The following is a 24404-nucleotide window of genomic DNA, read 5'->3' as shown; positions in this document are numbered from 1 at the left end:
TATTTAGAGAAGCCCGCTTAAGGAAACTTAAGCGGGCTTTTTGCTTTAACGCTAAATGCATCGACAGGCAGCGTTACTCTTTGGCTATCGGCGCGTCATTCTCATCAATTTTTACCTTGCCCTGAATATCCGCAATCTTCTGCTCCAGATCCGCCACCTGTGCTTTGCTGTGCAGCAAGGTATAGGTCAGATCAAACTGCGCACTGGCGCCTGGCTGCAGCTGCTTAACGCGTTTTTGTTCGCGCTCGATAGTGACCGGGTAGGCATAGCTGGTGCCCGGCTCAATCCCCGTGACATACCCCTGTTTTAACGTATCGGTATTCTTCCACAGCGTCAGGACGGGCAACTGGCGGGTATCGAACTGAATCGCCACCCCTTTGTCGCCCGCGTTATTGACCAGCGCCGCCAGTGTCTGATGATTCGGATCCGATAATGGCTTAATGTTAAAGACCATTTCATCGAACCCTTTGGTTGGACCGGCATAGGTTGCCCAGGTCTTCAGCCCGGCTTTGGCATAGTCGTTAAACGGGCTGATGCTGGCCATCGGCGCCAGGAAGCGGGCGCCATTTTCCAGAATCGGTGCGCCGAAATTGCTGTGATAAATAATCTGGTAGTCATGGGGATAATCCGCCCGGTTGGTTAACACATCATGCAGGCGGAAACTGTTGCTGCCGGGCACATAGCGCAATTCGGTCAGGGTTTGCAGATCGGCTTTTTTGAATGTGCTCTCTTTGATCAGGCCGCGAACACGAATTTCATACGGCGCCGTATCCGCGACCTCAACCTCAACCCGCGAGGCCGGCGTATTGCCCGCTTTGCCGTGCAACGTGTACATTTGCCCTCCTTCGGTCACCGGATGACCGGTCCACTCATAGCCACAACGCACCATCATCTCGTTGAAACCTTCCAGCCAGCCGAGCCCATTGCGGCTTTCCAGGTTGATAAAGGCGGGATTGACCACCTCTTTGACCGGGGAATCCCATCCCATTTTCGCGCCAAAGCCTTCTGCCCGCAGGAGGTTCATGCCGCGGGTGGGGCTCAGCGTGATGGTCAGGCCATCCTCGCTGCGGATAATGACGACTTTGCTGCCTTCTTGCTTGCCGCCGTGCAACACTTTCTGCTCAATGCTGAACGTTTTATCCTTCACCTTCAGCGCCTCGCTCGAAATCTTCCAGTTTCCTTTCTCCACGCCATCTTCAGCGCTGGTCAGCACCCAACTCTGCGCCGCAGCCTGTCCTGAAATCAGGGCCGAAAACACCGCCATCACCCATGCCTTTTTCATTTCCCTTCCCCTTTAGCTGAATCGTTTTTTTTCTAAGCAAGGAAAATCTACTGTTAAGCAGGTTAAAGAAATGTGATGAGCTTCACCGGGTGAGTATTTGACGAAATAGCGCGATAAAAATACGAATTTCATCGCAGTTTTAATGAAAGACGTTGAGTTTTTGCACACAAAACGAGCTATTTATCAACATAATTTGTATCGTTTCAGCTAAGGAGCAAAGAGACAGTTACGGGCAAGCAAGACATCGCGAAGGGAGTGCGCGTGGCTTGTTTAACGCTATCCGGCCCAAACGAAAGTGCTCAGACAGCCTGCCCGTCTTGCGCCTCTTTGCTTTCACGGCCGCCTGCTTGTGTCAAAGGAGCCCTGGTGCATAAAGCCCGCTCCGGGGAACCTGAGCGGGCTTTGTGCCTTTCTGCCGTTAGCGCTTACAGCACAAACTCGTAGTGAGAGCCGTCCGGCAGTTCGATGTCCAGGCGCAGTTTGCCGCCGGCCGCCTCAACATAGCGTTTAAGCGAAGACAGTTTCAGATCGCGGCCCGGTTTTTCCATCACGGCAACGGTCGGCTGCCTGATCCCCAGCGCCTGCGCCATTTCAACCTGCGTTTTCTGTACTTTTTCACGCAGCTCGGCAAGGTGAATGTTCAGCATGATGTCCGCCGCCAGCGCCTGCGCTTTGGCCACGACCTCGGGCTTTTCATCCGCAATAAGCTGTTCCAACGTTCTGCCCATCGCGTCACTCCTTCTCGTTTAATGTGTTCAGCCAGTTCGTGAATTCCCGATCGGCAACCTGGATCATCCGATCGTAAAAACGCTTTTCATTACCAGCTTTATTGCCCGCGCAAAGCACGATGCCAATACGGTACGGATCGAAAGCGAAGAATGCCCGCAACGGTTCGCCTCGGCACTGAATGCGCAACTCTTTCATATTGCTGTAACGTGAGCCTTTAACCGTATCGGCATAGGGTCTGGGCAGCCCCGGCCCCTTTTCCCGCAGGACCATCAATGCGGCAAGTACGCCGGCCCGATCGGCATCGCTGAGCGATCTGTACCAATGATCAAATGCATCCGTTGTTTTAATTTCCCACACGGGATCTCCCTAAAATATAGATCAGTAACTATATAGATGTAAAGCTATAGCAGAGAGGCGCAGGGATAACATGCAAAGGCATACGTGGATACTGCAAGGCTGAACGTACATCCACGTATTTTGCAAACGCAGTGCGAGGTATTCATCTTTTTACGTACGGTATCGAACAATCGTTCAGAGGCACGGGGCGCTTCCCCGCCGCCCCTTTATGAACCCTGTCACAAAAAGCGCATAACGTTTTCGGCGTTCTGCGCAGCGGGCAATGAGCGACAAACTTGTTAACGCCACGTTACATCGGGTTAGGCAACATTGTTAACGCCGATTGATGCGTCAAACGCATCGCGTCATGCGTTTATTGCGCTTATTTACTTTATTTTCCTGAGCGAGTCTTCAGCAACAGGCGCGGCGTCAAACGCCAATAACAAACTGGAGATAAAGATGCATTCCTCTACCTCACCCATGACCATCAGGGCCAGAACCGGCGCGATACTGCGCGTCACCTCCGGCAACTTTTTAGAACAGTTCGATTTTTTCCTGTTCGGCTTTTACGCTACCTACATCGCACACACCTTTTTCCCGGCCAGCAGCGAATTTGCCTCGCTGATGATGACCTTCGCGGTATTCGGCGCCGGTTTTCTGATGCGCCCGATCGGCGCTGTCGTGCTAGGTGCTTACATCGATAAAGTCGGCCGCCGCACAGGGCTGATCGTGACCCTGTCGATCATGGCCGCGGGCACCTTCCTGATCGTGCTGATCCCCTCTTACCAAAGCATCGGGCTTTGGGCGCCGCTGCTGGTGCTGTGCGGGCGTCTGTTGCAAGGCTTCTCGGCGGGCGCGGAGCTGGGTGGCGTGTCCGTCTATCTGGCTGAAATCGCCACGCCGGGCCGTAAAGGCTTCTACACCAGCTGGCAGTCCGGCAGCCAGCAGGTGGCTATCATGGTGGCGGCAGCCATGGGCTTCGCGCTCAATGCGGCGCTGGAAGAAAGCGCCATTCGCGAATGGGGCTGGCGCCTGCCTTTCCTGTTTGGCTGCCTGATCGTTCCCTTCATCTTCTTCCTGCGCCGCAAGCTGGAAGAGACGCAGGAATTTACCGCTCGCCGTCACCACCTGGCGATGCGCGACGTGTTTAAAACCCTGCTGAAAAACTGGCCGGTGGTGATCGCCGGCATGCTGATGGTCGCCATGACCACCACCGCGTTTTACCTCATCACCGTCTATGCGCCGACCTTCGGCAAAAAGGTGCTGCTGCTCAGCGCTTCAGACAGCTTGCTGGTCACCCTGCTGGTGGCGATCTCCAACTTCATCTGGCTGCCCATCGGCGGCGCGCTGTCGGACCGTTTCGGCCGCAAACCAGTGCTGGTCACCATGACGTTGCTGACGTTGGCCACCGCCTACCCGGCGCTGAGCCTGCTCGCCGCCGCCCCCAGCTTCAGCATGATGCTGGCCGTGCTGCTGTGGCTGTCCTTCATTTACGGCCTCTACAACGGCGCGATGATCCCGGCCTTGACGGAGATCATGCCAACGGAAGTGCGGGTGGCCGGGTTCTCGCTGGCCTACAGCCTGGCGACGGCGGTGTTCGGCGGCTTTACGCCGGTAGTCTCCACTGCGTTGATCGAATACACCGGCGACAAAGCTTCACCGGGCTACTGGATGAGCTTCGCCGCGCTGTGCGCCCTGCTGGCGACGCTGTATATGTATCGCCGCATCGCCATGCCGCTGCAAACCGCGCGCTAAGCCGCCATCTCAAAAGGAATGATGTCATGCTAAAACTCACTCGTTCGATCCTCGCCGCGCTGGTGTGCGTCTCCTGCAGTACGGCGGCGCTGGCCAAAGACGTGACCGTGATGATCTCCGGCGGCTTCAAAGCCGCGCTGGAGAAGCTGGCCCCGGAATATGAAGCCCAAAGCGGCGATAAAATCATTCTGGTGTCCGGCCCCTCGATGGGCAAAACGCCGCAGGCGATCCCCGCGCGGTTAGCGCGCGGAGAGCAAGCCGATGTGCTGATCATGGTGGGCGACGCGCTCACCCAACTGGAAAAAGAGCGCTGGACCCAGCCAGGTTCGCGCGTGGAGCTGGCCGATTCGCCGATCGGAATGGTGGTCAAACAGGGCGCGCCCAAGCCGGTGGTAAAAACGGATGCCGACCTGCGCAAGGTCCTGCTGCAGGCGGACTCTTTCGCCTATTCCGACAGCGCCAGCGGCCGCTATGTCAGCGGCCAACTGTTTAAAAAGCTGGGTATCGAGGAACAGGTGAAAGGGAAAGCGCATAAGGTTGAGCGCATTCCGGTGGCCTCTGAAGTGGCGCAGGGGAAATACGCACTGGGCTTCCAGCAGGTCAGCGAATTGCTACCCGTGGCGGGCGTGACCTTTATCGGCGAGCTGCCGGAAAACGTGCAGTACATCACCCGCTTCGCGGGCGCGGTAACCGCCAAGGCGGAGCACCGCCGCGAAGGCAAAGCGCTGCTGGACTTCCTCACCTCCTCTCAGGCGCAGCCGACCATTCGTGCGACCGGCATGCGAACCGTGCCGGCGCCGCAGCCGGTCAGGCAGAGTGATACTGTTCAGTAATCAGCTTTTCCAACTCGGCGGCGACGAAAGACTGCATGCGGCCGCCGCGTCTGATGAGGCCTACGGTGCGTTTCACCACCGGATCGACCAGCGGCACCGACGTCAACACTGAATGCTCTGAAGCGGGCATCGACATGGCGGGCACGGCGGCAATGCCGATGCCCGCCTCAACCATGCCCAGCATGGTCGTCACATGGCGAGTTTCACACACGCTGGGGCGTTCCGGCACGAGGTGTTCCAGGCGCTGATCGAGCAGATTGCGATTGCCGGAGGTTTTATCCAGCGACACGTAATCCTGCTGATAAAACTCCCGCCAGGTGAGGCTCTTTTTACCGGCGAGCGAATGGTCACGCCGGCAGGCGGCCACGTAGACGTCCCCCACCAACGGCACAAACTCAAGATTAGGCTGCAGCCGCCCTGCGAAGCAGATGCCGAAATCGGCCTGGCCGCCGGTGACCGCCTCGATGACATTGCCTGCGCTGCCGTCGATCAACTTAACGCGCACGCGCGGATAGCGAAGCCGGAAACGGCGTATCACGTCGGGCATGAAATAGTAGGCCGCCGATGGCACCGTGGCGACGGTGACCAGCCCCACCCGCTCCTGGCTGACCTTATCGATATCGGCCATCACCGCTTCGACGTTCATCAGTAACTGCTCCGAACGTTCGGCGAAGGCCTGCCCGTACAGCGTCAAGGTCACGCGCCGGGTGGTGCGGTCGAACAATTTGATGCCCAGCGCGTTTTCCAGCTTCTCAATCCTGCGGCTCAATGCCGACTGCGACAGGCAGATGGACTCTGCGGCCAGCCGAAAATTGCCGTACTCCACCAGCGCGCGAAACGCATAAAGATCGTTGAGATCAAAATTCACGGGCATAACGGCCAACTCTCCTTGCTGAAATGGCAGAGGACGCAAAACAACGATGATAACCGCTTATATCGCCACGGCAACCGGCTTGCTGGTTGAGCCACCAAAGCCCCTATCGCCCCAGCAGCACCATTCCCCAAATAATGATAGTCATCACCACGGCCACCAGCTGCGCTGCGCCGCCCAAATCTTTGGCGCGTTTGGATAACGGATGTAATTCCAGCGAAATGCGATCGACCACGGTTTCAATCGCCGTATTAAGCAGTTCAACCACCAATAGCAGAAAACTGCAGGTGATTAATAACAGCCGCTCTATATTTGTAATATCTAAACCAAATGTAACAACCAGTAAAATGGCGTTAATAACCAATAATTGGCGGAACGCATCTTCGGTAAGCACGGCGTCAATAAACCCGGCCCAGGAATTCCTTATGCTGTAGGTTAATCGGCTTATTCCTTTTTTCTTTTCCACAGGCATACAATCTGCTCTCGTCAAGACTGCGACAATCACTCGCGAATAAATAACGCGGCGTGAATTTATCACGAGTTTATTAATTAATGACCTTAACTGTTCTCTTCCAGGAGGCGATGCATTCCCTCACGCGCCGTCACCCTGCCCCTGAAACGGCACCGCCCGAAAATACCCTGCCGCGGTTATTATTCTGAGAACGTGAAAAGGCGATGCGTTATCAGCCGGTTAAAGCGTTTTCTCGAACAAGCGGTAGCGCTTATAGGGAACTGCGCCAATGCGTTCTAAAATCGTCCGCATGCCGGTATTGGTTTCCAGGATCCACGACATTTCCAACGCGTCGATATTGCGCTTCGCGAAAGGCTCGCGCAGCGCCTCAATAAGCAACAGCGCAATAATCGGCCCGATGCGGCTGAATTGATATTCCTGACGCACGCCCATCAACGGCACGCGCGCGGTGCGCACGCCGCTGACTTTCAGCCGCCACAAGAGCTTCGCCCAACCGAACGGCAATAACCGCCCCTGCAGATCGGCAATCGCTTCGTTGATGTTTGGCAGGCCGACAATAAAGGCGCAGGGGGCACCATCCACCTCGGCGATATGGATCATATCGTCGGGCACCAGAAACTTCAGCTGATCCCCCATGGTGGCGAACTCATGCTCGGTGAACGGGACAAACCCCCAGTTATGCTGCCACCCAGAGTTGAACACCTCGCGCAGCACCTGCATCTCCTCGCGAAAGCGCTTGCGATTGAGGCGGCGCACGGTCACCTTTTTGCGCACCTGATCCATCATCCGAGTCAGCGATGGCGAAAAATGCAGATCGGTTCTTTTCATCCAATAGGCAAGCAAATCAATCCCTTCGCTGTAGCCCTGTTGCGCTATCTGGGCCGCGTAGTAGGGTTTCGCGTGCGTCATCAGGGCGGAAGGCGGGGTATCGAACCCTTCGACCAACAGGCCGCTTTCCTGATTGATATTGAGGCTGAATGGCCCGGTGATTTTACGCGCGCCTTTCGATCTCAGCCACTCTTCCGCGACCGTGAATAAGGTGCTGAAAACGGCGGGATCGTCAACGGCGTCAATCATGCCGAAGTGGCCGGTATCCTCGCCATGCAGCTCCCGGTGCAGAGAATCGATTTGCGCCGTGATGCGCCCAACGACTTTGCCTTGTTTTTTGGCCACCCATGCCTGCCATTCAATATGGTCGGTGCCGGGATTCTTCTTTGACAGGTGCTCTTCGCGCTCGACATGCAGCGGCTCAATCCAGTTCGGATCATCGCGAAACAGTTGCGAAGGGAAAGCAATAAATTCTTTAAGTTCGCGTTTATCCAGAACTTTCTCAATACGGATCATAAATAGCCTTACGTTTTAATAAAATAATTAAATGAGCGCGCGACAACGCCTTTAGCATTTTTTATGCTGTTCTCTTTTATTGGATTGTGTATTGCCTCCGGTTCAATGATAAGAAAAACCGAATATTACCCCCTGTGAATCAGCGCATTATTGGCTCTACATTCACCCTGTGATGTCCATAATTGATAAAAAAAGGAAACAGAAAGCGGCGCAGCCAGGCTACGCTAATGGTGCTCTTTTATTATTTCGTGCTGTTATGGCAAAATAAACTCGCCGTCTTTAGTGTACCGACTTTAATCAGGAGGTGTGCCGCCATCTTTACCACTTAATGCTCTTTTTAAGATTAGCCTTAAATGAATCGTTCACTTTTGGATTTCTTGCGGCATACTGTTTAGGAAGTGTTTAAGTTCCAAGATAGCCATGCATGAGGTCATAACCTATGAGCCGACAGTTATTTCCTGCCCGACAGATGCAGACTAAAGAACGGCGAAACCCGGATATTACAATAGCCTCTCGTATATCGCCGGGGTGCCGTTCAGGCTGATAGCACGGGCTACTCGCGCTCTGACCGGTTAATAACCGGCGTGCCGCTCAAGCACGGCAATATACGCTGTTCGCGGAATGAAGATGGTTGAATAACAAACTTATTCAAAAACCTATTCATAGTAAAACATCAATTACCTCGCCAAGAGTGATTTTTCTCTTTTGGTGATTTTTAATCTATGGCTAAGTTTGTCTATGTCTGAAACAAGTTCCGTTCATTCTCTTCCTATGCGCTATGCGGACTTCCCCACTTTAGTGGACGCGTTGGATTACGCGGCGCTGGGCAATACGGGAATGAATTTTTACGACCGTCGCAATCAACTCGTGACCGTTCTCGAATATCGCACGCTGCAGCAAAAAGCGATCTCGGGCGCGCGGCGCTTATTGTCCCTGAAGCTCAAGAAAGGCGATCGCGTGGCGCTTATCGCCGAAACCAGCGCGGGATTCGTCGAAGCCTTTTTTGCGTGCCAATATGCCGGCCTGGTGGCGGTACCGTTGGCGATCCCGATGGGCGTGGGCCAGCGCGACTCCTACACCGCCAAACTGAAAGGGCTGATCGCCAGTTGCAACCCGGCGGCGATCATCAGCAGCGAAGAGTGGACACCGCTCATCGCGTCGGCCACGGAAAACACGTCGGCGATGCACATCCTCAGCGACGAGGATTTTAACGCCTTGCCGGAGCCGGAGATCGCGTTGCCCGCGCCTTCGCCCGACGATATCGCCTACCTCCAATACACCTCGGGCAGCACCCGCTTTCCGCGCGGCGTGATCATTACCCAGCGGGCGGCCATGGCGAACCTGAACGCGATCAGCCGCGACGGGATCAAGCTGCGTGCGGGCGATCGCTGCGTTTCATGGCTGCCCTTCTATCACGACATGGGCCTGGTCGGTTTCCTGCTGACGCCGGTAGCGACCCAGCTGTCCGTCGATTATCTGCGCACGCAAGATTTCGCCATGCGCCCGATGCAGTGGCTGAAACTGATCGCCAAGAATCGCGGCACGGTGTCCGTCGCCCCGCCGTTCGGCTACGATCTGTGTCTACGCCGCAGCAACGCCAAAGAGCTGGCCGATCTGGATCTTTCCAGCTGGCGGGTTGCCGGCGTAGGCGCCGAGCCGATCCCGGCCGAGCTGCTCGGCCAGTTTGGCGAACACTTCAGCAGCATCAACTTCGACAGCAAAGCCTTCATGCCGTGTTACGGCCTGGCCGAGAACACCCTGGCGGTGAGCTTTTCCGATCCTTGCTCCGGCCCGCAAACCAACGCGGTCGACCGCGATATTTTGGAGTACGAGGGTAAAGCGGTCGCGCCGGGCAAAAAAACCCGCGCCGTCTCGACCTTCGTCAACTGCGGCCGTGCGCTGCCCGGCCACCGCATCGAGATCCGCAGCGAAACCGGGCAACCGCTGCCGGAGCGCCAGGTCGGCCATATCACGATTTCCGGTCCCAGCCTGATGAACGGCTATTTCTGCGACGATGAATCTCAGAAGCAAATTCAGGTGACCGGGTGGATGGATACCGGCGATCTGGGCTACCTGCTGGACGGCTATCTGTACGTCACCGGCCGCAAGAAGGACTTGATCATCATTCGCGGCCGCAATATCTGGCCACAGGATATCGAGTACGTCGCGGAATCCGAACCGGAAATCCGTTCCGGCGATGCGATTGCCTTCGTGACTGAAGAACACGACGAAGCGGCCAGGATCATTTTGCAAATCCAGTGCCGAGTCAGTTCGGAAGAACGCCGGGAACAAATCGTGCATTCGCTGAGCGCGCGCATTCAAAGCGAGTTCGGCATTGCGGTGGACATCGAGCTGCTGCCGCCGCACAGCATTCCCCGCACGTCATCGGGCAAACCCGCCCGTGCGGAGGCCAAAAAACGCTGGCTGAGCGCTTCGCTCTATCCGCAAATGCCGCAGCTGGCCGGTTTCGCGCAATGAGCGGCACCGTCGCAGTGACGGGCGCGACCGGCTTTATCGGTCGGCATATCGTCCAGGAACTGCTGGCGCAAGGGTTTAACGTGCGCGCCCTGACGCGGCAAGCCGGAAAAGCCGCTGCGGACAACCTGCAGTGGATCCCCGGCGCGCTGGAAGATCGGCCCTCGCTCACCGAGCTGGTGCGCGGCGCAGAATACGTCGTGCATTGTGCGGGCCAGGTGCGCGGGCATGCGGAAGCGGTGTTCACCCGCTGCAACGTCACCGGCAGCCTGAACCTGATGCAGGCGGCCAGGCAAAACGGCCGCTGCAATCGTTTCTTGTTCATGTCGTCGCTGGCGGCCCGCCATCCGGCGCTGTCCTGGTACGCCCATTCAAAACAGGCCGCCGAGCAGCAACTCATCGCAGCCTCCGGCGATATCGCGCTGGGGATTTTCCGCCCAACGGCGGTTTACGGGCCGGGCGATAAAGAGCTGAAACCGCTGTTCAACGGCCTGCTGCGCGGCGTACTGCCCCGGCTGGGCGCGCCTGAGGCCAAGCTCACTTTTCTGCACGTGAGCGATTTGGCAAAGGCGGTCAGCCAATGGGTGCAGGCCGAACCCGCGCAGCCGAATATTTACGAACTGTGCGACGGCGTGGCCGAAGGCTATAACTGGCTGCGCCTGCGCGACATCGGCGCCGCCGTGCGTCACGGGCCGGTGCGTCTGGTGGGCATTCCGCTGCCGCTGCTGAAAGCCCTGGCGGATATCAGCGTGGTGTGGAACCGCCTGGTCAAACAAGAGCCGATGCTGACGCGCAGCAAAATACGCGAATTAACGCATCACGACTGGTCCGCCAGTAATCACGCGCTGTCGCAACAGATTAATTGGTTTCCACAGGTAAGTTTGGAGCGCGCACTGCGCGAAGGGCTGTTTTAATTATTCCAATTAGAGGTGTGTCAACGTTCTTATGCTAAATCGCGATGCTGTAATGGATTATATCCTGACGTGTTTGCAAGGTATCGTCGAAGGCGGAGTGGAAATAAAACCTGATAGCGATCTCGTCAATGATCTTGGCCTGGAATCCATCAGAGTCTTGGATCTGCTGATGATGCTGGAAGATGAATTAGATATCTCCATTCCTATCAATATATTGCTTGATGTCAGAACGCCTGAGCAACTGCTTGACGCGCTGCGCCCTTATCTGGAGAAAAACCATGGGACTGTATGATAAGTTTGCGCGGCTCGCCAATGACCGTGAGCAATTTCAAACGTCCGGTCTGAATCCGTTCGGCACCTGCATCGACGAAGTCTATTCCGCCACCCAGGGGCGCATCGGCGATCAAAAGATTGTCCTCGCCGGCACCAATAATTACCTTGGCCTGACGTTCGATGCGCAGGCGATCGCCGCCGGCCAGGCGGCCCTGGCCGCGCTCGGCACCGGCACCACCGGCTCGCGCATGGCGAACGGCAGTTACGGATCGCACCTGACGCTGGAACGGGAGCTGGCGGAATTCTTCGATCGCCCCAGCGCCATCGTGTTCTCCACCGGCTATACCGCCAACCTGGGCGTCATCAGCACGCTGGCGGGACCAGGCTCCGTGGTGTTGATCGACGCGGACAGCCACGCGAGCATTTACGACGCCTGCGCCCTCGGCGGCGCGGAGATTATTCGCTTCCGCCACAATGACGCCGCCGATCTGGAGCGCCGCATGGTGCGCCTGGGCGAACGCGCCCGCGAGGCGATCATTATCGTGGAAGGCATCTACAGCATGCTGGGCGACGTCGCCCCGCTGGTGGAAATCGTCGATATCAAGCGGCGGCTCGGCGGCTATCTGCTGGTCGACGAAGCGCACTCCTTCGGCGTGATGGGCGAGCACGGCCGCGGCCTGGCCGAAGCGCTCGGCGTCGAGCAAGACGTGGATATTATCCTGGGCACCTTCAGCAAAAGCCTGGCTTCAATCGGCGGTTTCGCCGTCGGCGGCAAAGGGATGGACGTGCTGCGCTACAGCAGCCGGCCGTATATCTTTACCGCTTCGCCGTCGCCGTCCAGCATCGCATCGGTGCGCACGGCGCTGCAAAAAATCGCGCGCCATCCCGAGCTGCGGGAAAAGCTGTGGAGCAACGCGCACCGTCTGTACCACGGCCTCGCCGAACTGGGGTATACCCTGGGGCCGCGCATCAGCCCGGTGGTGCCGGTGATGATCGGTTCAAAAGAAGAAGGATTGCGTTTCTGGCGCGAGCTGATCGCCCACGGGGTGTATGTAAACCTGGTGCTGCCACCGGCCGCGCCGGCGGGCGTCACCCTGTTGCGCTGCAGCGTCAATGCCGCGCACAGTGATGAAGAGATAGACGCCATCGTGCGCGCCTTTGCGGCGCTGAAAAAATAAAGCCTTCCCTCTCGGCCGCGGCGGCGGTGCCAAAATGGTATCGCCGCCCTGCCGAATCGCTGCGCACCTCAGTGCGCAGCCGTTGATACCCCATCAGCCGAATAGCGATAACCCTGCGCCGCCATAAATTCCCCGATGGCTTTTTCCGCCGCCGAAAGCACCTCCTCGATCGGCCGATCGGCATCGAGATCCACGATGTCGGCGCCTTCGAACGTCAATAACGGCGTGACGGCGATCTTCTTCTCCAACGCCGCTTTGCGGTGATCGGGTTTACGCGCGCAGGCCACGTCCAGACTGACATTCAGCTTGAGTACCAGATCCGGTTTTTGCCCCGCCATCCATTGGAACGCCGCCCGCTCGCGCGCCGCCAGCCAACGGACAAAACGGCTCCCTTCCACGTCGACGGGAAAAACCGTACCGTCGTAAGCGCCGGGGATTTGCGCCTGCGGAAAACGGTCGGTCAACACGATGAACCCTTGCCGACGGTACGCCAGCATGCGGCGGAAACGCAGCAGCCGCCGCCCCACGAAAGCGATGATCACCGCCGACGGCAACAGGCCGATGCGGGATTTTTTCGTTTTGACTTTTTTGGTATTACTCTCGATAGCCTTGCCCACCGAGCGCCCGAGCAGCGGCAATTTCGCCGCCGCGCGGCCGACGTTGCCCGCCTGTTTGCCCAGATGCACTTGCACCGCCGGGCCATAATGTTTCATATACGCGATCAGATGTTCACAAACGGTGGACTTACCCGATCCGTCGCTGCCGATAACCGCAATCAGCGGCGGAAATTTTGCACTCATAATAAGACTCTCTTTCAATACACCAGAAACGGCGTGCCATATTTGAAGCGACCTATCGCTTATCATTGCCGTGGCGGCTACGTGAAAAAATTTACCGTAGCGCGGCGCCAAAAAGCACAAAATATTAAGCGAAAATGGAAAACCTCTGCTCTTTTTTCATCGTGAGCCCTGCCGGGAATTAACATAAAAAGCGAAACCGGCGCGCGCACGAACAATTAGCACAAAATAACAAGAACGAACGCCATAAATATCAATTCAAATAGCGAACAAGAATACCAATCTCATTATTTTATCGCAGCAAAGCACAATAAATATCTTGAACCCAAGGCGTATTGGAATACAATAGTTTTTTTCGCATTGGATCAATTATTGTGAGTCAGCAGATAAGACCTTCATCTGATCGCTCGCCCGTGCGCGTAATAGCGATAACCGGCTGTGACGGCTCGGGAAAATCCACGTTAGCTGCCAGCCTGGTCGAGGCCTTATCGGCGCAAGAACCTGCCGAACTGCTGTATCTCGGCCAGTCTTCCGGGCGCATCGGCGAATGGATCAGTTCGCTGCCGATTATTGGCGCGCCCTTCGGGCGTTATTTGCTGAAGAAATCGCAGCGCGTGCATGAGCGCCCTTCCACACCGCCGGATAATGCCACGGCGCTGGTAATTTTTTTACTCTCCTATTGGCGCGTTTATAAATTCCGTCGCATGCTGAAGAAAAGTCGCAGCGGCGCATTGCTGATCACCGATCGTTATCCGCAGGCCGAAGTGGCAGGGTTTCGTTTCGATGGCCCGCAGCTGGCGAAAACCGCCGGCGGCAATCGCTGGATCCGCTGGCTGAGAAAGCGCGAACAAAAGCTGTACCAATGGATGGCGTCTTATCAGCCCTTATTATTAATTCGGCTGGATATTGACGAACAAACGGCCTATTCACGTAAACCCGATCACTCGCTGGCGGCGTTGCGTGAAAAGATCGCCGTCATCCCGCACCTGACGTTTAATGGCGCTAACATATTGGATTTAGACGGCCGCGAGCCGGCTAACCGTATTTTCGATGCCTCACTGCGCGCCGTTAAAATATCGCTGAGGGCCGCCAATGCCTAGCAGCCAAATAACCTTTTCGTACCGAAACAGATGAAAAAAAATAAACTCACCGCCGAACAGGATACCTCTCCCACCTGCATCACCGGGCTGATTGCCGTGGTGGGCAGCGACGGCACGGGCAAGTCCACGCTGACCGCCGATCTGGTGAAAAACCTGCAGCAACATCGCCCCACGGAGCGCCGCTATTTGGGGCTGATCTCCGGCGAAGACGGCGACAAAATCAAGAAGTTGCCGTTCATCGGCGTGTGGTTGGAACGGCGCCTCGCGGCCAAATCCGATAAAACCCAGCGCATGAGCAACAGGCCGCCGGCGCTGTGGGCGGCGCTGATCATGTACGGCTTTTCGCTGTGGCGCGCCGCCAACCTGCGCAAGGTGCGACGGCTGGCGCAGAGCGGCGTGCTGGTGGTCAGCGATCGCTACCCGCAGGCGGAAATTTCAGGTTTTTACTACGATGGGCCCGGCATCGGCGTGGAACGCGCAAAAGGCTGGCTATTGAGCCGCCTGGCGGCGCGCGAACGCCGTTTATATCAACGCATGGCCGTCTATCGGCCGGCGCTGATCATTCGCCTTGATATCGACGTCGATACGGCATTTTCCCGCAAGCCCGATCACAGCTATGAAGAGCTGAAAGACAAGATCGCCGCCATGGTGCGCCTGCAGTACAACGGTGCGCGCATCATCGAGCTGGACGCCAGAGCCCCTTACGACGAGGTGCTGAGCAACGCGCTCAACGCCATTTCCGCCGTAGTGAATCCCGCGAAGCGCCCACAGAGCGATATCGGGCAACCCGGCGAAAACGCCGGCGAAGAAACTCAGGTTTATTAAACGCATACAGGGCAAGCGCATGACGGCGGAAAAAAAAATGCAGCAAAACAACGATAACGGCTGGTTTTGGTTATGAAACGGTGGTTTTCCGATGGCGCGTTTCGCTCCATTTTACGTAATGCCGCCTATTTAGGCTCCGGCAGCGTCGCCAGCGCGCTGCTCGGCCTGCTGGCGCTCTCCTGCGCCGGGAAAGGCATGTCGCCTGAAATGTTCGGCGTGCTGGTGGTGATCCAGGCCTACACCAAAGCGGTCAGCGATTTCATCAAATTCCAGACCTGGCAGTTTGTGGTGCAATTCGGCACCCCGGCGCTGGAGCATCAAAATACCGGGCGCTTCCGCGACGTCGTCGCCTTCTCCTTTGGCCTGGATATCGCCAGCGGCGTCATCGCCGTGCTGGGCGGCATGATCATGCTGCCGTTCTTGTCTCACGCCCTGGGGCTGGACAGCGAAAGCTTCTGGCTCGCCATGCTGTACTGCACCCTGATCCCGTCGATGACCTCGTCCACGCCGACCGGCGTGCTGCGCGCCTTCAACCGCTTCGATCTCATCGCCATCCAGCAGGCGATCAAGCCGTTCCTGCAGGCGGTGGGCAGCGTCATCTCCTATTATTTCGATCTGGGGTTCCCCGGCTTTATCGTCACCTGGTACGCCTCTAACCTGATCGGCGGCACGCTGTTTTGGTGGTTCACCGCGCGCGAACTGCGCCGCCGCGATATCCACGGCGCGCTGAGGCCACGCCTGTTCAACGTCGCGCGCCGCATCGAGGGTGCCTGGAACTTCGTCTGGACCACCAACATCGCCCATACCATCTGGGCCGCGCGCAACTCCTGCACCACCGTGCTGGTGGGCGTGGTGCTCGGGCCGGCCGCCGCCGGGCTGTTCAAGATCGCCATGACCTTCTTCGATGCGACGGGCACCCCGGCCAAGCTGCTGGAAAAAAGCTTCTATCCCGAGATCATGCGCCTGGATCCGCGCACCAAGACCCCGTGGCTGCTGGGCCTGCGCTCCTCGCTGCTGGCCGGCGGCATCGGCCTGGCCGTCGCGGTGTTGATGTTGCTTGTGGGCAAACCGCTCATTTCCGCGGTCTTCGGGCAGCAATACCTGGAAGCCTATGACCTGATTCAAATCATGCTGGGCGCGATCATCGTCTCCATGATGGGCTTCCCGCAGGAATCCTTACTATTTATGGCAGGCAAGCAGCGCGCTTTCCTGATCGCGCAGGCGACGGCCTCGGCGGCCTACATTGCGCTGCTGGTGTCGATGGCGTATGCCTTCGGCGTGCAGGGCGCCGCCTTCGCTTATTTACTGGGGCAATGTTTAGACGTGCTGTTATCCCTGATACCGACGATCGGCGCCTACCGCAATCGCTTTATGTTGGGGCTGAATGTGCCCAAAGAGAGTAATCAATGACCGCTATCACGAATTGGAAGAAGTTCTCCGCCGAAACCACCCAGGCGCTGTTTGTCGCGGTGGAAGAGGATGACCTGGTCGAGGCGAATATCAGCCTGCCGCAGCAGATCGATCTGGAATGCTCCCCCGAGAGCATTCGGGACAACTACGCGCTGTGCCTGCAGTTTTGGGAAGACGGTTTTTCCCGCCGTGAGCTGCTGCAGTTGGTGAACGGTTTCCTGCAAGACCCGCAGTTGGCGGCGGCTACCCGCATGCGCTACAAATATATCCGCGCCCGCTACAAGCACCTGCGCTTCGCCCAGCAGCTGTACGGCGCCCCCCACCGCGCCAACCGCCTGTTCCACACCACCACCGTGGTACTCGGCCATTTTCAGGACGCGTTTCGCAACGGCAACCAGAAGAACCTCACGCTGTACGGCAACCTGCTGCGGCTACTGCTCAGCAAGCCGGTGTGGTCATACGTGCGTTATGCGCTGCGCCACACCCGCCTGGAAAGCGCACAGGGCTTTATCACCTACCGCCAGGAGCAGATGCGCCAGCTGCAAACGCTGATCGCCGGCCCGGCGCTGACCGGGCATCAGTTCCATGACGTGCGCAAAATCGTCAGCCGCCAGGTCTCGTTTTACGACACGCTGAGATCGATCGATCCCGACAACCGCGAAGCCCGGCAGATCTCGCGCTTCCTGGCGGCGATTAACGGCCTGATGGGTGACCGGCATGACGTGATGGTGGCGGACAAGCTGGCCGGCGGCGATATCTATGACCGGCCGGCGATCCTGGATATCGACATCCGCCAGCGCCTGGAGCTGCTGCTGGCGCGCTTTCCGCTGTCGTTTTCCCAGCCGGCCATCGCGGCGGGCAGATAAGCGCATTGCCCGTAGCCATGATGACGTTACGTCGCTTGCTGACCCTTGCGCTGCTGCTGTCGCCGCTGGCGGCATCTGCGCATAACTTCGTGCATGGCCGGCCGGTGGCGCCGATCGCCATCGCCGATCGCGGCGAGCTGCTGCTGCGCAACGGCGATTTCAGCTACCGGCCGTGGAACAGCGCAAAACTGGCGGGCAAGGTGCGGGTGATCCAGTACATCGCCGGGCGCACCTCCGCCAAAAAGAAGAACTCGTTGCTGATCAACGCCGTTAAGGACGCGAACCTGCCGGGCGATCGCTTCCAGCCGACCACCATCGTCAACACCGACGACGCGATACCGGGCTCCGGCTTCTTCGTGCGCGGCAAGATCGAGAAAAACAAGCGCCATTATCCCTGGGCGCAGTTCATCGTCGACAGCGACGGGCTGGGGCGCATGGCCTGGCGGCTGCCGGAGGAGAGCTCCACCATCGTGGTGCTGGATAAGGCCGGGCGCGTGCAGTGGGCGAAGGACGGCGCACTCACCCCGCAGGAAGTTGACCAGGTGATCGCCCTGCTGCGCACCCTGATCGCGCAGGAGACGCCATGAAGCGCACGCCGCCGGGAGCCGATGACGCATGTCTTTGATTGAACGCTATATCACGGTTGAGATCCGCCGCCTGGTGATGATGATCGCCGGGTTTCTGATCTTTATGTTCGCCAGCTACTCCGCCCAGCGCTACCTGACCGACGCCGCCAACGGCACGCTGGCGCTGCGGGTGGTGGCCGACGTGGTTTTCTATAAATCGCTGATCGCGCTGGAGATGATATTGCCCGTCGCGCTGTATGTCTCGGTGGCGGTGGCGCTGAGCCAGCTGTACAGCGATGCGGAGATCACCGCCATGCTGGCCGCCGGCGCCAGCCCGCTGCGGCTGTACAAGGCGGTGCTGCTGCTCGCCGTGCCGCTGGCGATCGCGGTCACGCTGCTGTCGCTGTATGGCAGGCCCTGGGCGTACGCCAATATTTATCAACTGCAACAACAGTCGCAATCGGTGCTGGACGTGAGCCACCTGCAGGCCGACAAATTCAACGTCAGCGGCAACGGCCGCATGATCCTCGCCAATCACGTCGACAAAACGGCCAACCACCTGACGGACGCCCTGATTTATGTGCGCGGCGGCCATCACACCAACCTGTATCGCGCGCAGTCGGTGGAGGTGCTCGACGCCTCCCCCGCCAGCCCCGCCGTGCGGCTGAAAACCGGCACTGCCTATGTGCTGGATCGCCAGGGCGCCGACGACAACGGGCAGAACTACGACAATTTCGACATCGCGCTTAAACCGTTCGTGCCCAGCGCCGAGAGCCGGCACAAGTCGGCCTCGCCGGCGGAGCTGGCGCGCTCCGCCGATCCGGGCGACGCCGCCGAACTGCAATGGCGCGAGAGCCGCGGGCTGACCACCGTGCTGATGGTGCTGCTGGCGATCCCCTTGAGCCGCATCAAGCCGCGGCAGGGGCGCTACGCCGCGCTGCTGCCCCTGACGGTGCTGTTTACCGTGATTTTCTATGGCGGCAACATTTGCCGCACGCTGGTGGCCAACGGCTCTCTGCCACCGATCCCCGGCGTTTGGCTGGTGCCGATAGCGATGGCTGTCGGCATCGCCCTGCTGCTGGCGCGCGACTTATCCCTGCTGCGGAAACCCTCCCGATGACCATTTTTAGCCGCTACCTAATGCGCAACGTGTTCATCGGCTTCGCCGCCGCGGCCGGGTTGCTCATCCCGCTGTTCACCACCTTTACGCTGATCAACGAGCTGGAGGACGTCACTCCGGGCGGCTACCGCTGGCAGCAGGCGCTGCTGGTGACCGTGATGACCCTGCCGCGCAGCCTGGTCGATCTGGGGCCGTTTATCGCGCTGCTCGGCGGCATCGTCGGGCTGGGGCAGCTGTCTAAAACCCTGGAGCTGACGGCGATCCGCTCCGCCGGGATGTCGATATTCCGCATCGCGCTGGTGATGCTCGCCGCCGGGCTGCTGATGAACCTCTCGCTCGGCGCCCTCGATGAATGGGCCGCTTCGCCGCTGCAGCAACGCGCGCTGCAGATAAAGAACAACGCGCTGGCGCAGTCGAACGATAACGACGTCACCGTTAACCCGCTGTGGGCGCGGCGCGGCAACGAGTTTGTGACGGTCAAAACCGTCGATGAGAACGACCAGCCCCACGGCATTGAGATCTTCCGCTATCAGGCCAACCACGCGCTGGAATCTTACATTTACGCCGACAGCGCCAGCACCGCCGCCGACGGCAGCTGGCTGCTGCACAACGTGATGCAAAAAAGCTGGCAAGGCAGAAAGGAGACGATTCAGCGGCAAGACAGCCTGCTCTGGCGCTCGCTGTTCGCCGTGCCGAGCCTGAAAGAGCTGACCCTGCCGGCCGGCAGCTTCTCGCTCCAACAGCTGGATCGCTATATCGATTACCTGCAGGGCTCGGGGCAGCCCAGCACCGAATACCGCCTGGCGCTGTGGAAAAAACTCGGCCAGCCCCTGCTGGTGCTGGCGATGATTTTGCTAGCCATCCCGTTTACCTTCACCGCCCCACGCGCGCCCGGCATGGGCAGCCGATTAGCGCTCGGCGTCATCATCGGGCTGCTGACCTACATCGCTTACCAGATCGTCCTCAATCTGGGGTTGCTGTTCGCCCTCAACGCGCCCTTCACCGCCCTCGCCCCGCCGCTTTTACTCCTGACATTGTCGCTGGCGCTGGTTTATCGGTTTGATCGGCGGGGTTAGGCATTTTCCGAGGTTGATAAGGGATAAGAAGAGAATCGCAATTTCCATTCCAGAGAAAACATTACGCGCTCACCTGCTCAGCGATTTTTAAGGATGTTAGTTAATGGCAAAGATAGCTGTTTGTATACTGACTTTTAACTCCTCTCGTTTATTACACGAGGTGCTTTCTCCACTCATGGGCATTGCGGATGAGTGGATTGTGGTGGACTCCGGAAGTACGGATAAAACGCTGTCTATTTGCCAAAGCTTTGGAATAAGCCCTATTTACCATCGTTTCGAAACGCATGGACGACAAATGAACTTTGCGATTTCTCAATCTCACCATGATTGGGTACTGTGCCTGGACAGCGACGAAATCCTTGATGCCGAAACCATAGCGTCCATTTTAACATTCAAATCGCAGGCAAACCCGCCACCACAGCAAGCCTATAGAATAAAAAGGAATTGGTTTGTACTCGGGCAGCCAGTCAGAACGATTTATCCCATCTCCTCACCGGACTACCCCGTTCGACTGTTCAATAGAACACAGGTCAGGTTCAATGATGCTCCGGTAGATGATGCCGCTGAAGGCTATATTCACACGTCGGTCATTCCCGGCAATGTTAAGCACGATACTTTTTATTCTCTCCATGAAATACTCAATAAGCTCAATAGCTATACGACAAGGGTAGTCAAATACAGAGACATCAGGCCCTCGATATTTCGTGGCGTCGTTAGCGCGATCGGCGCGTTTTTCAAATGGTACGTACTGAGCGGCGCATGGAAGGAAGGCAAAGTCGGCGCCGTCACTGGGTTTTATGCCGTGGCCTACAGTTTCCTAAAGTATTTTAAATCCTGGTATGGCAAAGATTGATAGCGTTAAGGGCAGAAACAGGGGCTGAATAGCAAACGCCATCCAGCCCCTGCTCGCTCCGCGGGCTTAACGCAGTTCCTTCGCTATCGCGCTAAACATCAGCGACGCCTCCAGCGGTTGCGCGCTGAAAGAAGGCTCCGCCTGCGGCCAGGTGGACCACTGGACGATCACCAGATTCTCCGCCTGATTGACCATAATCATCTGGCCGAAGATCCCCAGCGCCCACAGGGAATGCTTGAGGGAGGCCTGCGGAACAGGCTCAACGTTGGTCGCATTCACCGGCACTTCGTTGTTCCACCATTGGAATCCGTAAATGCCGTTGGGATGCGCCGCCGACACCGAGCCCACCGCCTGAGTCCAATTGGACGACTGGGCTACCCAATCTTCCGGCAAGATCTGTTTGCCGTTCGGCAACGTCCCATTATGCAGAATGAACTCGCCGAAGCGCCCCCAGTCTTCCAGCGTGGCGTTGAAGCCGTGCGCGCCCACGTCGTGCTGGCCTTTGGCGTAGGCATGCCACACGCCGTCGCTCGCCATGCCGTACGGCTGCCAGATGCTTTGCTGCAGATAGGCCGCCAGCGGCATGCCGGTGGCGCGCTCCAGCACGTCGCCCAGCAGCCACGCGCCGCCGGAGGAGTAAGACCAGTTCTGCCCGGCAGGGTGCGCACGCTGCAAGCCGGCCACCAGCTTGCGCACGCAGGCGTAGGTGCCGGGCCTGGCTTCACACTCGGTCAGCTGCGCGAAGTCCGATTTCGGGTTGGTGTAATCCTCATTCCACGCCACGCCGGAGGTGTGGGTGATCAGCTGCCTGAGGGTCACGCCGTCCCACGCGGTGCCTTTCAGATCGGGTTCGTATTGCGTGATGAGATCGTCGAGCGAGCGGATTTTGCCCTGTTTAATCGCCACGCCCACCAGCGTGGCGACCACGGATTTGCCCACCGAGCGCGACGTCCACAGCGTGGCGTCGGTATTGCCCTCCCCAAGATATTTCCAGGCGATTTTGCCGTCTTTCAATACCAGCATGCCGCTGACGTTCTGGCGCTGCAGATAGTCCTGCAGGCTGTAGGTTTTGCCATTCACCCGATAACTGGCGTCCTTTAACGGTTTAGCGGCAGCCGGCAGCGGTGCGGCATTGCCGTGATGAAACACATCCCCGGCATAGTTGCGGTAGTCGTTACGAAAACCGATCACCCGATCGCTCTGGCTCCAGGTGAGCATCTTGTGCGTGTCCGGCAATTGCGCATCGAAAGGCGCCGGACAGGCGCTGAGTTCGGTGCTCGCACAGGCGGCCAGCGCGGCGGGCGCCAACAGACCGCTGCAGAGACTGATGACAACGCCCGCCAGCAGGCTGCGGTTAAACACTTTGCTTTTCATATTTTTTCTCGCTTAGCTCAGGAAGGCGTTCAGCTTAAAAAAACGCGGCCTATAATAAAAAACGCCTAATGGGGGAAAATCCCCCGAAAAATCGACGGGGGAACCGCGTGCCGAGCCTGATTTATTCCTTTGCCCAACTGGAAGCCTTCACCGCCGTGGCCGAGCACGGCAGCCTGGCTAAGGCCGCGCTCAAACTGGGCAAAGACCGCACGACGCTGCGCGATTTGATTGATTTTCTCGAGGATGGCTTGGGCTATGCGCTGTTCCTGCGCGAGGGGCGCAGCCTGCACCTGACACCGGAAGGCGAACAGCTGCAGCGCCAGGCGCACCTGCTGATGCGCCAGGTGAAGGCGTTTGAGGCATTTGCCAAAGACGTGCCCAAGAGCGCGGCGCAGGAAATCTCGCTGGTCTACGATCCCTTTACGCCCCGCGCGTTGCTGCAGGCGCTGATTGCCGCCATGGCCCAGCGCAACACACGGCTGAGCCTGATTAACGCCTCGCGCGACGAAGCGGAAAGGCTGCTGGCAAACGGCCAGGCCGATCTGGGTATCTGCCAGGCGCGCCATCGCAGCGTGGGCGACGCCATGGAGTGGCGCGCCTTAGGGGCGATAGAGATGGATTTTTACGCCGCAAAAACGCTTTTCCCCAACGCGGAACAGCCGCTTTCACTGCTGGAGCTCTCGCTCGCGCCGCAGGTGATCATGCACCCGGATTCTGACGAACCGGTGGCGCGCCGCCTGCAAATTTCCGGGCATACAATATTTACCAACGAGCTGGAAATGCTGCGCGCCCTGCTTGAACAAGGCTGCGGCTGGGGATTCTTGCCGACGCATATGCACGCGGAACAGTGGAAAAACGTCAACACGCTGCGCACCGAAGTCGGCAGCCAGGGGATCAGCCAAACCATAGTGACCATCTGGAAGCCGGGCAATGACCGGCGGGCGTTGATTGATGAGACGTTGGCGCTGTTGCCGGGGTTGTGGTGGGGAGTTGGGGAGTGAAAATTCGCTGTTAGATTAGCGGTGTTGTTACCGGAAGACGGTCTTAGGGCTCATCATCTGCGTTGTCGATCTGATCGCTCTTAAGCAGGGATTTCTGTTTTCCTCAATGAGCCCCATAACGCTTCCGTTCCACAGCTACTGGTGCTGGTTTATTGCTTTGAACGGTGGCATTAAGGGCCAGCTTTGAGCGAGGAGTGGAAGTTCACATTTATTATTACTGCGGATGTATAAATTACTAAGGTTACGATATATCAATTAATGAGGGGCAAGTAAATGTGTAACATCTCGCCCCCCATTTTGACGATAGGAAAAAAGATGTCATCGTAAATTATCTGAACAAATCAAGGCATTTCAGCAGTTCTTGCCACTCATTTGATGCAAACAATTTTTCCCTGTTAGATAAATTCTTCCTTATAACGACTTCCAATTCCCCACCGTATTGAATTAGTTCATCTACGTTGAGTGAGCTTTGTATATGCTGGTTGCATCTAGCCGATTGTAAACAGAGATTATTTGCACTGTGAGCTAAATCATTATTTTGGTTTATAGAATTAATATGTCCCCACTCGTATTTTATATAGTTAAGGTCCCATCCTTTTTTTGCTGGGGAATTCCAGCAGAAAGGGAGGCAGTTCTCTATATGTATGTGAAAAAAAGGTCTACTATCTTGACATTTAAATATGAGATCTACATATTTAGTCAGCAAGTCTGGACATCTTTTCCAAGTTACTTTTTGGTAGCCTGCTTTTTTTAAGTGTGGTATTACTGATTTATAACACCTTGAAATATCCATAGTGTAAGCATCCTCACCAAAATTTAAAATATTTTGCCTATGCTTTTTCAAATTTAGAGTATTCTGTATTTTTTCTGCTTTTAGCTGCGACGATCCGGACGATGCCGGCTGCGCATCGTCTGGGAAAGTCGTTTTTACCGTATTAACCGGCGGTTTTGACC

At 57.4% G+C, this 24404-nt stretch carries 24 protein-coding genes; 15 read left to right on the top strand and 9 right to left on the bottom strand.

All coding sequences use genetic code 11. The features are described from left to right. Window positions 1–73: 73 nt before the first annotated feature. The 3 genes from ACJ8IL_RS19930 to ACJ8IL_RS19920 all read right to left on the bottom strand — a co-directional run bounded on the left by ACJ8IL_RS19930 (window position 74) and on the right by ACJ8IL_RS19920 (window position 2368). A complete protein-coding gene (locus tag ACJ8IL_RS19930) occupies window positions 74–1282 on the bottom strand; it encodes an aldose 1-epimerase family protein (RefSeq protein WP_060433584.1) in 1209 nt (402 codons plus the stop codon). 425 nt (window positions 1283–1707) lie between these two features. Then, a complete protein-coding gene (locus ACJ8IL_RS19925) occupies window positions 1708–2010 on the bottom strand; it encodes an XRE family transcriptional regulator (protein ID WP_016927038.1) in 303 nt (100 codons plus the stop codon). A gap of 4 nt (window positions 2011–2014) precedes the next feature. Continuing rightward, complete coding sequence (locus ACJ8IL_RS19920) at window positions 2015–2368, bottom strand: type II toxin-antitoxin system RelE/ParE family toxin (protein ID WP_025303493.1); 354 nt, start codon at window positions 2366–2368, stop codon at window positions 2015–2017. Window positions 2369–2806: 438 nt separating this feature from the next. Between ACJ8IL_RS19920 and ACJ8IL_RS19915 the strand changes: the two genes are divergently transcribed. After that, window positions 2807–4102 (top strand): MFS transporter, encoded by a 1296-nt coding sequence (locus ACJ8IL_RS19915; RefSeq protein WP_151429227.1) that lies wholly within the window; start codon window positions 2807–2809, stop codon window positions 4100–4102. Between the two features lie 26 nt (window positions 4103–4128). Further along, the gene (locus ACJ8IL_RS19910) at window positions 4129–4935 is read left to right on the top strand and encodes a substrate-binding domain-containing protein (RefSeq protein WP_442516785.1); all 807 of its coding nucleotides are present in this window, start codon (window positions 4129–4131) and stop codon (window positions 4933–4935) included. Here ACJ8IL_RS19910 and ACJ8IL_RS19905 read toward each other — a convergent pair. The 3 genes from ACJ8IL_RS19905 to ACJ8IL_RS19895 all read right to left on the bottom strand — a co-directional run bounded on the left by ACJ8IL_RS19905 (window position 4910) and on the right by ACJ8IL_RS19895 (window position 7622). Further along, a complete protein-coding gene (locus ACJ8IL_RS19905; RefSeq protein WP_043143085.1) occupies window positions 4910–5809 on the bottom strand; it encodes a LysR family transcriptional regulator in 900 nt (299 codons plus the stop codon). The two genes, ACJ8IL_RS19910 and ACJ8IL_RS19905, sit on opposite strands and share 26 nt — an antisense overlap. Window positions 5810–5912: 103 nt before the next feature. Further along, the gene (locus ACJ8IL_RS19900) at window positions 5913–6278 is read right to left on the bottom strand and encodes a diacylglycerol kinase (protein ID WP_004935528.1); all 366 of its coding nucleotides are present in this window, start codon (window positions 6276–6278) and stop codon (window positions 5913–5915) included. A 219-nt stretch (window positions 6279–6497) separates the two neighbouring features. After that, window positions 6498–7622 (bottom strand): hypothetical protein, encoded by a 1125-nt coding sequence (locus tag ACJ8IL_RS19895; protein ID WP_025303498.1) that lies wholly within the window; start codon window positions 7620–7622, stop codon window positions 6498–6500. Between the two features lie 738 nt (window positions 7623–8360). Between ACJ8IL_RS19895 and ACJ8IL_RS19890 the strand changes: the two genes are divergently transcribed. Genes ACJ8IL_RS19890 through spt form a run of 4 tightly spaced genes read left to right on the top strand, consistent with a single transcriptional unit; the run spans window position 8361 to window position 12462 of the window. Further along, window positions 8361–10100 carry a fatty acyl-AMP ligase gene (locus ACJ8IL_RS19890; RefSeq protein ID WP_038629655.1) on the top strand — a complete coding sequence of 580 codons (1740 nt, stop codon included), beginning with the start codon at window positions 8361–8363 and terminating at the stop codon, window positions 10098–10100. Beyond that, the gene (locus ACJ8IL_RS19885) at window positions 10097–11011 is read left to right on the top strand and encodes an NAD-dependent epimerase/dehydratase family protein (RefSeq protein ID WP_043143080.1); all 915 of its coding nucleotides are present in this window, start codon (window positions 10097–10099) and stop codon (window positions 11009–11011) included. The genes ACJ8IL_RS19890 and ACJ8IL_RS19885 overlap by 4 nt, the downstream gene beginning before the upstream one ends. A gap of 31 nt (window positions 11012–11042) precedes the next feature. Further along, the gene (locus tag ACJ8IL_RS19880; RefSeq protein ID WP_015378483.1) at window positions 11043–11303 is read left to right on the top strand and encodes an acyl carrier protein; all 261 of its coding nucleotides are present in this window, start codon (window positions 11043–11045) and stop codon (window positions 11301–11303) included. Next, complete coding sequence (spt, locus tag ACJ8IL_RS19875; RefSeq protein ID WP_060433594.1) at window positions 11290–12462, top strand: serine palmitoyltransferase; 1173 nt, start codon at window positions 11290–11292, stop codon at window positions 12460–12462. Before ACJ8IL_RS19880 ends, spt begins: the two co-directional genes overlap by 14 nt. A 68-nt stretch (window positions 12463–12530) precedes the next feature. Here the strand turns inward: spt and ACJ8IL_RS19870 are convergent, their stop codons facing one another. Then, window positions 12531–13262, bottom strand: coding sequence for an ATP-binding protein (locus ACJ8IL_RS19870; protein WP_025303502.1), 732 nt, complete (start codon window positions 13260–13262; stop codon window positions 12531–12533). 371 nt (window positions 13263–13633) lie between these two features. Between ACJ8IL_RS19870 and ACJ8IL_RS19865 the strand changes: the two genes are divergently transcribed. From ACJ8IL_RS19865 to ACJ8IL_RS19830, 8 genes are all read left to right on the top strand, one after another. Next, window positions 13634–14359, top strand: a complete 726-nt coding sequence (locus ACJ8IL_RS19865; RefSeq protein ID WP_262237579.1) for a hypothetical protein — start codon at window positions 13634–13636, stop codon at window positions 14357–14359. 30 nt (window positions 14360–14389) lie between these two features. Next, window positions 14390–15184 (top strand): hypothetical protein, encoded by a 795-nt coding sequence (locus ACJ8IL_RS19860; protein WP_043143074.1) that lies wholly within the window; start codon window positions 14390–14392, stop codon window positions 15182–15184. A 72-nt stretch (window positions 15185–15256) separates the two neighbouring features. Then, on the top strand, window positions 15257–16594 hold the full coding sequence (locus ACJ8IL_RS19855; RefSeq protein ID WP_004935553.1) for a lipopolysaccharide biosynthesis protein: 1338 nt from the start codon (window positions 15257–15259) through the stop codon (window positions 16592–16594). Next, entirely contained in the window at window positions 16591–17460 is an 870-nt protein-coding gene (locus ACJ8IL_RS19850) for a hypothetical protein (protein ID WP_049203524.1), read from the top strand. The genes ACJ8IL_RS19855 and ACJ8IL_RS19850 overlap by 4 nt, the downstream gene beginning before the upstream one ends. 20 nt (window positions 17461–17480) lie before the next feature. Further along, window positions 17481–18047, top strand: a complete 567-nt coding sequence (locus tag ACJ8IL_RS19845; RefSeq protein WP_060447913.1) for a YtfJ family protein — start codon at window positions 17481–17483, stop codon at window positions 18045–18047. A 28-nt stretch (window positions 18048–18075) separates the two neighbouring features. Beyond that, a complete protein-coding gene (lptF, locus tag ACJ8IL_RS19840; protein ID WP_148123587.1) occupies window positions 18076–19146 on the top strand; it encodes an LPS export ABC transporter permease LptF in 1071 nt (356 codons plus the stop codon). Beyond that, window positions 19143–20222, top strand: a complete 1080-nt coding sequence (lptG, locus tag ACJ8IL_RS19835; protein ID WP_442516784.1) for an LPS export ABC transporter permease LptG — start codon at window positions 19143–19145, stop codon at window positions 20220–20222. The genes lptF and lptG overlap by 4 nt, the downstream gene beginning before the upstream one ends. Window positions 20223–20325: 103 nt before the next feature. Further along, window positions 20326–21075, top strand: a complete 750-nt coding sequence (locus tag ACJ8IL_RS19830; RefSeq protein ID WP_043143064.1) for a glycosyltransferase family 2 protein — start codon at window positions 20326–20328, stop codon at window positions 21073–21075. Between the two features lie 66 nt (window positions 21076–21141). On the opposite strand, the gene ACJ8IL_RS19825 is transcribed toward ACJ8IL_RS19830, so the two are convergent. Continuing rightward, window positions 21142–22449 (bottom strand): serine hydrolase domain-containing protein, encoded by a 1308-nt coding sequence (locus ACJ8IL_RS19825; RefSeq protein WP_442516783.1) that lies wholly within the window; start codon window positions 22447–22449, stop codon window positions 21142–21144. Between the two features lie 107 nt (window positions 22450–22556). On the opposite strand from ACJ8IL_RS19825, the gene ACJ8IL_RS19820 reads away from it, so the two are divergent. After that, a complete protein-coding gene (locus ACJ8IL_RS19820) occupies window positions 22557–23450 on the top strand; it encodes a LysR family transcriptional regulator (RefSeq protein WP_442516782.1) in 894 nt (297 codons plus the stop codon). Between the two features lie 328 nt (window positions 23451–23778). On the opposite strand, the gene ACJ8IL_RS19815 is transcribed toward ACJ8IL_RS19820, so the two are convergent. Continuing rightward, on the bottom strand, window positions 23779–24404 hold a 626-nt coding region (locus ACJ8IL_RS19815), incomplete at its 5' end, for a hypothetical protein (RefSeq protein ID WP_442516781.1).

The organism is Serratia sp. CY47444 (assembly GCF_052168635.1).
Classification (GTDB): domain Bacteria; phylum Pseudomonadota; class Gammaproteobacteria; order Enterobacterales; family Enterobacteriaceae; genus Serratia; species Serratia bockelmannii.
This window is presented reverse-complemented; position numbering and strand designations above follow the sequence as displayed.